Annotated in this window: 12 protein-coding genes; 7 read left to right on the top strand and 5 right to left on the bottom strand. The window is 25.7% G+C overall.

The window, feature by feature from the left end; all coding sequences use genetic code 11:
* Positions 1-31 precede the first annotated feature (31 nt).
* Together J2Z71_RS04390 and J2Z71_RS04385 are read left to right on the top strand one after the other, a co-directional pair.
* The gene (locus J2Z71_RS04390; protein WP_210060645.1) at positions 32-724 is read left to right on the top strand and encodes a response regulator transcription factor; all 693 of its coding nucleotides are present in this window, start codon (positions 32-34) and stop codon (positions 722-724) included.
* Positions 724-1,935, top strand: coding sequence for a sensor histidine kinase (locus J2Z71_RS04385; RefSeq protein WP_245311179.1), 1,212 nt, complete (start codon positions 724-726; stop codon positions 1,933-1,935). Before J2Z71_RS04390 ends, J2Z71_RS04385 begins: the two co-directional genes overlap by 1 nt.
* A 13-nt stretch (positions 1,936-1,948) precedes the next feature.
* Here the strand turns inward: J2Z71_RS04385 and J2Z71_RS04380 are convergent, their stop codons facing one another.
* Together J2Z71_RS04380 and J2Z71_RS04375 are read right to left on the bottom strand one after the other, a co-directional pair.
* Entirely contained in the window at positions 1,949-3,658 is a 1,710-nt protein-coding gene (locus tag J2Z71_RS04380; RefSeq protein ID WP_210060644.1) for a hypothetical protein, read from the bottom strand.
* Positions 3,615-4,559: an FUSC family protein gene (locus tag J2Z71_RS04375; protein WP_210060643.1), complete on the bottom strand. Its 945-nt coding sequence runs from the start codon at positions 4,557-4,559 to the stop codon at positions 3,615-3,617. The genes J2Z71_RS04380 and J2Z71_RS04375 overlap by 44 nt, the downstream gene beginning before the upstream one ends.
* A 257-nt stretch (positions 4,560-4,816) precedes the next feature.
* Here J2Z71_RS04375 and hpf point away from each other — a divergent pair, with 257 nt between their 5' ends.
* Complete coding sequence (hpf, locus tag J2Z71_RS04370; RefSeq protein WP_210060642.1) at positions 4,817-5,350, top strand: ribosome hibernation-promoting factor, HPF/YfiA family; 534 nt, start codon at positions 4,817-4,819, stop codon at positions 5,348-5,350.
* A 111-nt stretch (positions 5,351-5,461) separates the two neighbouring features.
* The gene (locus J2Z71_RS04365; protein WP_210060641.1) at positions 5,462-5,878 is read left to right on the top strand and encodes a hypothetical protein; all 417 of its coding nucleotides are present in this window, start codon (positions 5,462-5,464) and stop codon (positions 5,876-5,878) included.
* A gap of 61 nt (positions 5,879-5,939) precedes the next feature.
* Here the strand turns inward: J2Z71_RS04365 and pdxS are convergent, their stop codons facing one another.
* Entirely contained in the window at positions 5,940-6,806 is an 867-nt protein-coding gene (gene pdxS, locus J2Z71_RS04360) for a pyridoxal 5'-phosphate synthase lyase subunit PdxS (protein ID WP_210060640.1), read from the bottom strand.
* A gap of 133 nt (positions 6,807-6,939) precedes the next feature.
* Between pdxS and pdxR the strand changes: the two genes are divergently transcribed.
* The gene (gene pdxR, locus J2Z71_RS04355) at positions 6,940-8,352 is read left to right on the top strand and encodes a MocR-like pyridoxine biosynthesis transcription factor PdxR (RefSeq protein WP_210060639.1); all 1,413 of its coding nucleotides are present in this window, start codon (positions 6,940-6,942) and stop codon (positions 8,350-8,352) included.
* Between the two features lie 21 nt (positions 8,353-8,373).
* Here pdxR and pta read toward each other — a convergent pair whose 3' ends face one another.
* On the bottom strand, positions 8,374-9,345 hold the full coding sequence (gene pta / locus J2Z71_RS04350) for a phosphate acetyltransferase (protein WP_210060638.1): 972 nt from the start codon (positions 9,343-9,345) through the stop codon (positions 8,374-8,376).
* Between the two features lie 96 nt (positions 9,346-9,441).
* Positions 9,442-10,443, bottom strand: a complete 1,002-nt coding sequence (locus tag J2Z71_RS04345) for an MBL fold metallo-hydrolase (RefSeq protein ID WP_210060637.1) — start codon at positions 10,441-10,443, stop codon at positions 9,442-9,444.
* Positions 10,444-10,599: 156 nt separating this feature from the next.
* Between J2Z71_RS04345 and J2Z71_RS04340 the strand changes: the two genes are divergently transcribed.
* Together J2Z71_RS04340 and J2Z71_RS04335 are read left to right on the top strand one after the other, a co-directional pair.
* Positions 10,600-11,856, top strand: a complete 1,257-nt coding sequence (locus tag J2Z71_RS04340) for an S-layer homology domain-containing protein (RefSeq protein ID WP_210060636.1) — start codon at positions 10,600-10,602, stop codon at positions 11,854-11,856.
* Between the two features lie 125 nt (positions 11,857-11,981).
* A complete protein-coding gene (locus J2Z71_RS04335; RefSeq protein WP_210060635.1) occupies positions 11,982-12,455 on the top strand; it encodes a pyridoxamine 5'-phosphate oxidase family protein in 474 nt (157 codons plus the stop codon).
* The last annotated feature ends 132 nt before the right edge of the window (positions 12,456-12,587 follow it).

The raw sequence follows: 12,587 nt of genomic DNA, 5'->3' as shown, positions 1-12,587 counted from the left end.
TGATAGAATATCATTATAATAGGAGGTTTCTATGAAATATAATATATTAGTATGTGATGATGAAAAAGATATTGTATCAGCTATTGAAATATATTTAGTGGCAGAGGGATATAATGTTTTTAAAGCATATGATGGACTAGAAGCGTTAGAAATCTTAGATAAAGAAGAAATTCACCTAGTTCTTATGGATCTAATGATGCCAAATATGGATGGAATATCAACAATATTAAAAATCAGAGAAGATAAAAATATTCCAATAATAATCCTATCTGCAAAATCTGAAATAACAGATAAGATAATAGGACTAAATATTGGAGCTGATGATTATATTGTAAAGCCATTTAATGCAATAGAACTTGTTGCTAGAGTTAATTCTACACTTAGAAGATATATGAGTCTTGGAAGTGCAGATATAGACAAAAATCAATATGCAGTAGGTAGAGTTGTTGTAAATGATACAGCAAAGGAAGTATTAGTAGATAGTGTTGCAGTGAGCTTAACACCTTATGAATATAAAATTTTACTACTTCTAATTAGAAATAAAGGTAGAGTATTTTCTTCAGATGAAATATATGAAAATGTATGGGAAGAAGAAGCTCATGATGTAAAAAAAGTAATTTCTGTTCACATTTCTCATTTAAGAGATAAAATTGAAATTAATCCAAGAAAACCTGATTTAATAAAGTCAGTTTATGGAATGGGATATAAAATAGAGGATAAATAATGATTTTTACTTTTAAAAGAATACTTAGAAGAATATATTATTATTTAATGGATGAAGTTTATTTAGAGTGGATTTTATTAGATTGTCTTATATTTTTCTCACTATTATTAGGAAAATCTGGATATTTAATTGGATTTATTTTCTTTTTGCCAGTTATGTTTTTAAAGTACAGAAAAAAAGGATTTAAAGATTCAACTTTTACATTAAATTTATTAGAACAACATAAGGAAAATTACAGATTTTTAATGTTTGGAATAATAAATATAATTTTAGCCCTTGCATTAGTTCAGCTAGATGTAAGAAGATTTCATACATTTGTTGCAATAATTGTATTTAGAATTATTTTTGCAACAGAAAATATATATGTTCAAAATTATATTTTATACAATACAATTGAAGATATGTATAGTGAAGGTGAGCTTAAGAGGATTTCAAAACTTGCAGACAAAAAGACGATTGAAAGTCTAGAGTTTTTACAATTAATTAAAGAAGATGTAAAAGTAGCAGTTGAGAAAAAAGTTGAAACAGAAAAGCTAAAAACAGAGCTGATTACAAATATTTCTCATGACTTAAAAACTCCTCTTACATCTATAATAAGCTATACAGATATATTGTCTAAGAAAGACATAATGGATGATGAGGCTAAGAAGTATATTGAAATACTTGGAAGAAATTCAGAGAGATTAATGAGTCTTATAACGGATTTAATATATGCATCTAAAACAGGTGCTGGAAATGTAAAGGTTGAAAAAAGCTTTATAGATTTTAATGAACTTGTATCTCAAATATATGGAGATTTTGATGCTTCTTTTCAAAAAAAGGACTTGGAATTTGTATATACCTTTGACAATGAAGATATAAAACTCTATACAGATGGAAATATTTTATCTAGAATAATTCAAAATCTTGTATCAAATACTTATAAATACTCAATGCCTGGAACAAAAATTTATGCAAATACAGTTTCAACTCTTGATAAGATTTATTTTACAATTGCAAATTTATCTGATAAAAAACTAGATCTTGATGATTTTACAGTAGATGAACTAATGGAAGAAATGGTAAAGACTGAAAAATCAAGAACCACAGAGGGATCAGGTCTTGGACTATATATAACTAGAAATTTAGTTGAGATTTTAGGTGGTAAATTTTCAATTGAAATAGAAGCAGACTTATTTAAAGTATATTTAGAACTAGATAGAGATAATTAAAAAAAGACCTTTTTTAAAGGTCTTTTTTGTAATCTTTTAATTGTATTATTTTATTATTTTTATTTTTTCCAATATAGAAATTATAAATATCTTCACCAAGAGGTGTAATATTTATAATATTTGACATATCAATATTAATTAGATTAAGTCTTTTAAGAATATCTAAAATATATCTTTTATCTTTTTTAAGATTTAAACTAACTAAACTTATAAATTTATTTTCTATAATAGTTTCAACAATTAGTTTTGATGTATTAATTAAACTTTTATATCTTTGATCACTTAAAAATGTCTTTAAAAATTCTTCTTTTAAAATATAATAAATAAATAAAGAATATTTTTCCTGATTAGTTAAATATAAATATTTTTCTATCTCTAAAGAGGGAAGTACATAAATTCGCTCTATCTCAATAAGAGATTTAGTTTTTGCAAAATTATAAAATAGATTTATAAGTGGAAAGTGATTTTGGTTTATATTTTTAACAGACTTAATTGGTTTTAAATTAAGTTCATCACTTAGCTTTTTAACATGAGTTGGTATTATCATATCTTTAGTTTCACTTTTTAGAACATTTAAAAGTTCAATATATTTTAAGAAATCTTCAAAATCTTTTAAAAACTCACATTCAATATCATAGGGAATAATATCTAATAGATTTTCATCAAAATAAAATCCATTAATTGAATTTTTTAACATATTTTGGAATATAAAAATATTATTTGAAATATAATTAAGTTCTTTAATTGCCTTTGAAGTATTAATTTTATGTTTTTCTAAAAAATAATATAATTTTTTAAGGATATAAATACTATTATAAAATTCGCTATTTGTTAGAAATATTCCATTTTCAGATAGTGATTTATACATATCTATAAAAGAAAAGTTTTCAAAAGTAGAATAATTTTCTCCTAAATCTTCTAAATATTCACGATACATAAGATCTAATAAATAATATATATCATCTTCTTCAAAATTTGTATTTGCTAAAATATAAGAAATATACAGATCAAATAAATAGGAGTCTTTTTCCTTAAAAAAATACTTTTTTATTCTCTCTTTTTCTGCAATATCTTCAAGTTCAGAGTTGATTTCTTCATAGGATTTAATTGCAACACCAAAGATAATAAATATATCGATTAAGTTTTCCTTTAAAAATAAAATTTTTCTATTTTCTTTTATATTTTTATTAAAGCTACTTGCTAAAAATTCTAAAATCATACTATAAAAAATTTCTCCAATTTCTTTATTTAATATATTCAAAATATGGATTATATAATTATAATTATTAAATTGTGCAATTCTTGCAAATAGATAGTCATTTAATTCAACATTTTCAAGTAAGTCTTTTGATACTTTTTCCTCTTTATATAAAAGTAGATCAAAGAGGATTATATAGTCATCTTCAATTTTTTTAACCTTATATAGACTTGAGTGACTAAGATATAGAGATTCCTTTATTTCTATTTTTAAATCGTCATTAATATTAGTAAAAGTATTAAAGAAATTGTCAAAAACTTTTTCAGAAGAAATTCTATAATTATTATTATCTAGTAAAAAATGAACCTTTAAGTCTTTGCTATTTCTAGTAAAATTAATAAGTTTAGATTCTTCATTATCTTCACTTTTATCTTGAAGGGCCATTAATATATCAAGTTTGTCAATAAAGTTAATTGCTATATTAAATTTTCTTTGTGCTATTAACTTGTTTACGTCTTTTTCCATTATTTACTCCTATAAGTTTTTGTAATTCATTTATATTTTTAAATATAATATTTATATGATAATTATAAACAGTATTTAAGTCTCCAGAAAGATTACCTGAATATAAAATAGTATATTTATATAAATCAGAAATATGTTGTCTATTATCCTCATTTATATCAGGCTCTTTACTAATATTGTTAATAAGATGAAGTCTTAAATAGATTTCTGTTAGTAGTTTTATAATATCTGTTGAAAGTTTTAAGTTTATTTCGCCATGAAAGGGAGTGTCTATTTCTAAAAGTAGTAGTTCGTAGATTTCCTCTGTGTGTGTATATGCTCTTTCAAATTCATAAAAATCAAAATCTTTTGTGGATAAGAATAGTTGTTCACAGGTTTTTAGACAAATGTCTGTTGTTTTTCTTGCGGAATTTAAAAAATCTTCGTATATATTTGGAGAAGATATTAAATAATTAATAGTAACTCCAATAATAATTCCAAGAAAAGTTCCAATAATTCTATTAACTCCATATATTAGTTTGTCAGATTTAGATAGAAAAGATGCTGTAAAAACAATAGATGATAAAAGAGACATTTCCTTCATGTGAAATACTTGAAGTATATATATTACAAGTATTATTCCAAATCCTGCAATAAAGGGCTTAATATAATCATCTACAGGAACATTACTTAAAATAAAACCAAGAGATACACCAAAGATTGATGAAAACATTCTTTTCTTAACATCTTTAAAACTTTCTGCAAAGGAAGGTTTCATAGATGTAATAGATGCAATTGATGTAAATATTGGTGAGTTTAAATTAAATAACATAGATAGATAAAGCCCAATTGTAACAGCAAGAGCTGTTTTTATAACTCTCATTCCAATAGTTTGTTTGAATTGAATATTTTTAATTTTCATAAATATTCCTCCATTAGTCTAATTATACCAAAAAAATGTTTATATTTATCACAATTAGACATTTCTTTATAATCAACAGCTTATTAACAAATAATACACATATAAAGACTAGTAATAGACAATATTAACAAAGTTATCAACATTATCCACAACTTTATTTTAAGGGGAAAAATAAAATATTTTAAAATTGTTTAAATAGGGTATATTAAATATAACAACATAAATAACAACAAAGTTATTTCGGAAGGAGTGTTTTTATGAAATTAAATTTAGTTGGAAAAAACATAGAATTAACAGATGCTATAAAGGAACAAGCAGAAAGAAAATTTGCTAAATTAGACAAATATTTTGATGAAGAAGTTCAAGCAAGGGTTGTTTTATCTACTCAAAAAATAAATCAAAAGGTTGAAGTTACAATTTCTTTACCAGGTACTATCTTAAGAGCAGAAGAATCAACAACAGATTTATATGCTTCCATGGATAAAGTAGTAGATTCACTTGCAAGACAAATTAGAAAATATAAAACAAGACTTAAAAATAGATATCAAAATTCTGAAAAGACAATTAGATTTGAAAATATTGAAGAATTAAAAGCTGAAGAAAAAGAAGAAGCTGGAAAAATTGTAAGACGTAAAAAATTTGATCTAAGACCTATGCATGAAGAAGAAGCTATTCTTCAAATGGAGCTTTTAAATCATAATTTCTTTATATTTTTAAATGCTGAAACAGAATTAGTAGAAGTATTATACAGAAGAAAAGATAAAAACTACGGTATTATTCAAGTTGATTAATGCAATAGGGGAACATAAGAAGAGGGAAACCTCTTCTTTTTTTGTGGAAAACTTTTGATTTATTTTATTTTTCTATTAAAATAGAAGTATATCATAAATAGGAGAGATAAAATGAGTAACTTTGTATATGAGTTTTTTAAAGAAGAGACAATAGAACATCCCTTAGTTGATGATTTAAAAGATATTTTAGAAATAATACAAGATAATTATTTAGAGATTATAGCTAAAAACTATTCTATGGATGTAGAAGATCATAATAGAAATCAATTAATTGAATTATTAAATAAAAAAATTATATTAGATTTTAAAAAGAATATAATGGATTTTAATGAAGTAGAACATAAGTCTTTTAATGAACTTTATAGAGGAATGGTAGATTATTCAGATGAGAATATTTACATAAATCTAAAGAAATTTTCAAGACTTGGACTTATATTTTTATTTACTGAAAATGGTGGGGATTTATATAATTTTAGAATTCCTGAAGAAATTTGTGAAATATATGATGAATTATTAAGAACAGCATAAAAACTGCCCATAATGGGCAGTTTTTTTATTAGTTAATTTAATTAGGATTTAATTAGTTTTTTTAGATTCCTCTTTCAGACATTATTATTTCAATTTCATCTTCATTTATACCAACCATAGCTCCGCCAAGGTCTTCTGAAACTTTAGCTACTATTTCTGGATTATTATAATTTTTAACAGCTTCAACTATTGCACGAGCTCTTTTTTCTGGATTATTTGATTTGAATATTCCAGATCCTACAAATACTCCCTCAGCTCCAAGTGCCATCATAAGAGCAGCATCAGCAGGTGTTGCAACTCCACCAGCAGAGAAGTTTATTACTGGTAATTTTTTATTGTCATAAACATATTTTACAAGTTCATAAGAAACACCAAGTTCCTTTGCAACTACATAAAGTTCATCTTCTCTTTTATTTATTATTTCATTCATTCCTTGGTGAATTGCTCTCATATGTGTAACAGCTTGGCAAACATCTCCTGTTCCTGGTTCGCCTTTAGTTCTAATCATACTAGCACCTTCTTGAATTCTTCTAAGTGCTTCGCCAATATTTCTTGCGCCACATACAAAAGGAGCATTAAATTCTTTTTTGTTAATATGGTATACATTATCAGCAGGGCTAAGTACTTCTGATTCATCTATATAGTCAATATTAATTGCTTCAAGGATTTTTGCTTCCATAAAATGACCTATTCTAACTTTTGCCATAACTGGAATACTTACTGTGTCCATAATTTCTTTAATCATCTTAGGATCACTCATTCGAGATATTCCACCAGCAACTCTAATATCTGCAGGAATTCTTTCAAGTGCCATTACTGCACAAGCACCAGCTTCTTCAGCAATTTTAGCTTGTTCTGGATTTGTAACATCCATTATAACGCCACCTTTAAGGGACTGAGTAAGTTCAACAAATTTTGTATTTATCATTTAATTAACCTCCGAAATTTTAGTTTATTTATGTATTTCTTTTTTTCTTTAACTCTTTAATGACATTATATTCACTATCTGATATTATGAAAAGTATCAAAACGCTTTAAATAATAGGTACCAGAGGTGAAATATGTTAAGTCCAAATTTAGTAGAAAATATTGAAAAACCATTATATGAACAGCTTTATGAATATATAAAAGATGAAATAAGACTTACTCATTTAAAAAGTGATCAAGCTTTGCCATCTAAGCGAAACCTTTCAAATCACTTAGACATAAGTATTAATACAGTGACTAAAGCCTATGAAATTTTAATAGATGAGGGGTATTTATATTCAGTTGAAAGAAAGGGATATTTTGTTTCAAATATAGATAATTTACTTAGCTTAGAAATTGATACAAAAAAATCTAAAATAAATAAAAAGAAAAAGAAGAAATATAAATATAATTTTAAAATAAATAATATTGATACAGATAATTTCCCGAAATACACTTTTAGAAAATTAAATTCTGAAATAATAAATGACTATGAGGATACTTGGCTTAAAAGTAGAGATCCACAAGGTTTATACATACTTAGGAATAATATAAAAGAGTATTTAAATCAATCTAGAGGAGTTAAGACAAATGCAGAAAATATTATAATAAGTTCTGGAACGGAATATTTAATGCAAATTCTTTTATATATTTTGCCAAAGGACTCTGTATTTGCTGTTGAAAATCCAGGATATAGAGTATTAAATGCAATTTTTGAGATAAATAATGTAGGATATACTCCTATTTCTATAGATAAAAATGGAATGAATTATAAAGAGCTTAAAAATAGTCCTGCAAATATAGTTTTAGTAACTCCATCTCATCAATTTCCAACAGGGGAGATTATGCAAATTAATAGAAGAATTAAGCTTTTAAACTGGGCTGATAAAAATAAAAGAAATTATATTATAGAAGATGATTATGATAGTGAGTTTAAATACTATGGAAAGCCAATACCAGCGCTTAAAAGTTTAGATAGGCAAGATAATGTAATTTACATAGGAAATTTCTCTAAGGCTATCTCTCCGCTTTTAAGGGTAAGTTATATGGTGCTCCCTGATGAACTTTTAAAAATATATTATGATAGAGTTCCCTTTATGAATTGCCCTGTTGCAAGTCATGTGCAATTAAGTCTTGCAAAATTTATGGAAGAGGGATATTTTGAAAGACATTTAAATAGAATGAGAAATATTTATAAAGAAAAGAGAAAAGTTGCAATAGATGTATTTAAAAAACATAAAGAATTTAAAATAATAGATTCTAAAGCAGGGCTTCATTTTATAATAGAGCTTAATACAGATTTATCAGAGGAGGAGCTTGTTGGAATTGCATCTGAAAATGATATTTATATTGAGGGATTAAGTAAATATTATGTAAATGGAATAAAAAATTATGAGAAACCAAAAATAATAATTGGATTTGGAAATATGAAGAATGAAGATATTGAATATGCATTAAATATTTTAATTAAATCTTTAGAAAAATATATAAAAAAAGAGACACATTAATGTGTCTCTTTTAAATTTCAATTATAATACAGCTTGAGCTGCAGTAATAATAGCAAGTGAATAAACTTCTTCAGTGTTACATCCACGTGATAAGTCATTTACTGGGCTATTAAGTCCTTGTAAGATAGGTCCTATTGCTTCAAATCCACCAAATCTTTGAGCTATTTTGTATCCAATATTTCCAGCTTCAAGACTTGGGAATATAAATACATTTGCATGTCCTGCAACTTCTGAGCCAGGAGCTTTTTTATTTCCAACTTCTGGAACAAAAGCAGCGTCAAATTGAAGTTCTCCATCTATAGCCATATTAGGGTTTAGTTTTTTTGCTTTTTCTGTTGCATTAGCTACTTTTGTAACTAAGTCATGAGAAGCAGAGCCTCTTGTTGAGAATGAAAGCATAGCAACTTTTGGATCAATACCGAAAAGTCTTGCAGTTTCTTCTGAAATAACAGCTACTTCAGCAAGGCCATCTTCATCAAGTTCAATATTAATAGCACAATCAGCCATTAAATATTTTTCATCGCCTCTTAACATAACGAAAGATCCACTTGTTCTATTAAATCCAGGTTTAGTTTTAATAATTTGTAGAGCTGGTCTTACAGTTTCTCCTGTTGTATGGTTTGCACCTGAAACCATTCCATGAGCTTTTCCTGTATAAACAAGCATAGTTCCAAAGTAGTTAGGATCTTTAAGAATATCTTTAGCTCCTGCTTCGTCTACTTTTCCTTTTCTTCTTTCAACAAATTTTTGAACTAATTCATCAAAACCTTCGTATTTAACAGGTTCAATAATTTCAAGTCCTTCAATATTAATATTTTCTGATTTAGCTGTTTCTTCAATTTCAGCTAGATTACCAAGAACAATAGGTTTTAAAACCTTATCGTTATTTAGTCTAACAGCTGCTGCTAAGATTCTTTCGTCTTCCCCTTCTGGAAAAACAATTACTGGCATTTTTTCTTTTACTTGTGCTTTTAATTCTTCAATTAAAGACATTTTATTCCCTCCGTTTAAGTATACAAATTTTAAAATTCCCTTTTGGAATTTAACTTAAACTTTATTATATAACATATTTCAAGATTTTTAAAATAACTATTTTTTATCTGTTAAATAATAGTATAAAACACCATCATCATCTTTATAAAAATCGCAAATGCCAAGAGCTCTTAAATGCTCAACATGTGCATGAGCTTCTCCTGCTGCAAACCATTTTTGAGATTTTGGAAACTCATCCCAGTTTTTAGCTGAAATATCCCATTGTAGTGATTTAGTAATATCTCTTACTGTACAGTCTTTTTTAGTCATTGCATTTACTGCCTCATCAAGTCTTTTTTGGTGATGTGCTTTAAGTTCTTCAACTCTTTCTGCTACATCATCAATTAAAAATCTATGAGAACTGTATAGGTGTTTAATATTTAAATCACGTACTTTTTCTAAATTTTTTAAATAAGTACCTAAACTATCGCCTACTTCATAATTCCAAAATTGAATATTAGGTGTAATTTTTCCAAGAATATGGTCTCCACAAAATAGAGTTGACTTTTCTTTATCATAAAGTCCAACCATTCCTGGTGTATGTCCTGAAAGATCTACAACTTCAAAGTTGAAATCTCCAACTTGTATATGATCTCCTGGGTTTGCTGGTGTAAAGTTAAATTTCTTTCTAGGTCTAAATTTAAATCCAGGGTGATCTTCAATATCTAATCCATCAATATCAAGACCTTGCATATGTCCTAATTCTTGAGTTAAAACCCAATGTGGATCTTCTTTTTCCATACTTTCTTCAAGTATTTGTTCATCAACAGAGCTAACACGAATTTTAACGCCTAAATCATCATAGAAGTTTGCAAGTCCTGTATGATCTGAATGTAGATGTGTTAAAAAAAGTTCTGTTTTATCTAAATCTAGATCTAGATCTTTAATAAATGCCTTAGTATAATCTAATATTTCTTCAGTATTAAATCCAGTATCTATGATCATATTTTTATCATCTGTTTTAATAATGTAGATATTAATAGCCTTTAAAGGGTTACCTTTTAGTGGGATTTCTGCCAAATAAATATTATCCTGTAATTTTCTGATGTAATCTAACATTTTTTACCTCCTAGTTATATAATTTAACGAAATTTAAGCCTACAAGATACTAAATACCATTATTTAAGGAATTTAAACATAAATTGATTTATTTTATTGAAAAGGTTATTATATAATTATAGAAGTAGCTTATTTAGGAAGTGAAAGGATAAAATTATGAAAAAGAAAACTTTGTTATTATTAACTTTTTTGTTTTTATTTTCTAGTGTAGAAGCCAAGGTGGACTTTGTAGATACGAAAGATCATTGGGCAAGAGAATACATAGAAGATTTAAATGAAAATCAGTTAATAAAAGGTTATGAAAATAATACTTTTAAACCAGACAATGAAATTCTAAATGTAGAAGTTTATTCAATAATTAATAAAATTGCAGATTTTAATCAAGAGGAAGAAATAAACTTAAAAGATGAAAAAACTGCAAAATGGTATTATGAAGACTTAAAAAAAGCACAAGCTGCAGGATATGTAAATATAAATAGTGATTTTAAAATAGAGGCGATTTCAAGACTTGAAATATCTAAAATAATTTCAAAAATTTATAATTTAAATAGTACGAATAATAATTTAGATTATTTTAATGATTGTGACTCTTTAAGTTTAAGTGAAAAAAATGCAATTTCATCACTTGTAGAAAATAAAATAGTAATGGGATACAAAAATAATTTTAGACCTTATGGAAAATTAACAAGAGCTGAATTTTCTAAGATTATTTCTATATCTCAACAAGAGTTAAAACTTCCTGAAAAAGACATTGAAAAAGACAAAGACTCAGATGAAGAAAAAGAGTCTAAAGAAAAACTTAAAGATTTAATAGAAGAGGCAAAAAATATTGACAAAAAAAGATATTCTCAAGAAAGTATTTCTAATTTAAATGCTAAAATATTTAATGCAGAAAGAGTATTAAGAGAAAATAGCGATTATATTGAATTAAATAGAAGTATTGAGGAGATAGAAGAAGCTATAAGAAGATTAAAATATATTGAAGAAAATCCAAAACTTATATTTAATATAAGAGATGAAGATAATGAAAAGATAGATGCAAATATTTTAATTAATAATAGAGAATTTATAAATGGGGATAAAATAGAACCAGGAAGATATTTTGTCATAATATCTGCAAAAGGAAAAAAAGATTATCAAACTTATGTAATAGTAGATGATGAAGAAAAAGAAATTAATATAATATTAGAAGATGAAGATAATGATTTATTTAAATTAACTTTATCAGAGGGACTATATACAGATAATGGAAATACTTTCAAGAAAAATGAAAGGGTAACTATTAAATTTGATATTCCAAGGGAAAAAGAAATAGATAAATTTATGATAAATAATCGTGAAAAAAGAGTAATTGGAGATGAGTTTATCTTTTTAATAAGTGAAGATACTTATGCAAAAGTTATATATAAATAAAATTGACCTTAGATTAATTTCTAAGGTTTTTTATTATTTAATTAGATAAAAGTTGTAAGATAAGTATAGCTAATATATACTTTAATTTAAGAAGATGTATTATTTTTATATTAATGGAGGTATATATGCAAAATAGAATGAAGACGCATCCTTTAAAAGATGAAGAGATAAAAGAATTACTATTAAAAGTACAAACAGGAAGTATTGCAACATTAAATGAAAATAATATTCCCTATGTGCTTGCAGTACACTTTGTATATATGGACAATAAAATATATATACATGGACTTCCTAAAGGAGAAAAAATTGACAATATAAAAAGAAATAGTAAAGTTGGTTTTACTGCCTATGAAGTTCAAGGATTTTTATTAGATAAAGATGAAAAACCTTGTGATACTAATACGGAATATAAAAGTGTAGTTTTAAATGGAGATGCAAAGATAATTGAGAATTTAGAACTTAAAAAATCTGTATTAAAGAAAATAGTAGAAAAATATACACCTCATTTAGCAGATAAAGAAATTCCTGAAAATATGATAAAGGGAACGGGTGTAATAGAAATTGAAATAGATGAAATAACTGGAAAATATTATAATTAAATTACATAATATTAAAAATAAGGGCTTAAAAGCCCTTTTTTTGTAAATAGAAAACCCCCAGTTAGACTGGGGGTTCCGTAAAGCTTTAGCGTTAATTCTCTAAAAATTAAAAAACCTCTAGTGATAAAATAA

The sequence above is a fragment of the Peptoniphilus stercorisuis genome, assembly GCF_017874395.1.
GTDB lineage: Bacteria > Bacillota > Clostridia > Tissierellales > Peptoniphilaceae > Anaerosphaera > Anaerosphaera stercorisuis.
The sequence above is the reverse complement of the archived record's forward strand: the minus strand, read 5'-3'. Positions and strand labels throughout refer to the sequence as shown.

Bases quoted from the DNA above. Each gene is read 5' to 3' on its own strand.
- J2Z71_RS04390 (WP_210060645.1), top strand. From the start codon at position 32: ATGAAATATAATATATTAGTATGTGATGATGAAAAAGATATTGTATCA.
- J2Z71_RS04385 (WP_245311179.1), top strand. From the start codon at position 724: ATGATTTTTACTTTTAAAAGAATACTTAGAAGAATATATTATTATTTA.
- J2Z71_RS04380 (WP_210060644.1), bottom strand. From the start codon at position 3,658: ATGGAAAAAGACGTAAACAAGTTAATAGCACAAAGAAAATTTAATATA.
- J2Z71_RS04375 (WP_210060643.1), bottom strand. From the start codon at position 4,559: ATGAAAATTAAAAATATTCAATTCAAACAAACTATTGGAATGAGAGTT.
- hpf (WP_210060642.1), top strand. From the start codon at position 4,817: ATGAAATTAAATTTAGTTGGAAAAAACATAGAATTAACAGATGCTATA.
- J2Z71_RS04365 (WP_210060641.1), top strand. From the start codon at position 5,462: ATGAGTAACTTTGTATATGAGTTTTTTAAAGAAGAGACAATAGAACAT.
- pdxS (WP_210060640.1), bottom strand. From the start codon at position 6,806: ATGATAAATACAAAATTTGTTGAACTTACTCAGTCCCTTAAAGGTGGC.
- pdxR (WP_210060639.1), top strand. From the start codon at position 6,940: ATGTTAAGTCCAAATTTAGTAGAAAATATTGAAAAACCATTATATGAA.
- pta (WP_210060638.1), bottom strand. From the start codon at position 9,345: ATGTCTTTAATTGAAGAATTAAAAGCACAAGTAAAAGAAAAAATGCCA.
- J2Z71_RS04345 (WP_210060637.1), bottom strand. From the start codon at position 10,443: ATGTTAGATTACATCAGAAAATTACAGGATAATATTTATTTGGCAGAA.
- J2Z71_RS04340 (WP_210060636.1), top strand. From the start codon at position 10,600: ATGAAAAAGAAAACTTTGTTATTATTAACTTTTTTGTTTTTATTTTCT.
- J2Z71_RS04335 (WP_210060635.1), top strand. From the start codon at position 11,982: ATGCAAAATAGAATGAAGACGCATCCTTTAAAAGATGAAGAGATAAAA.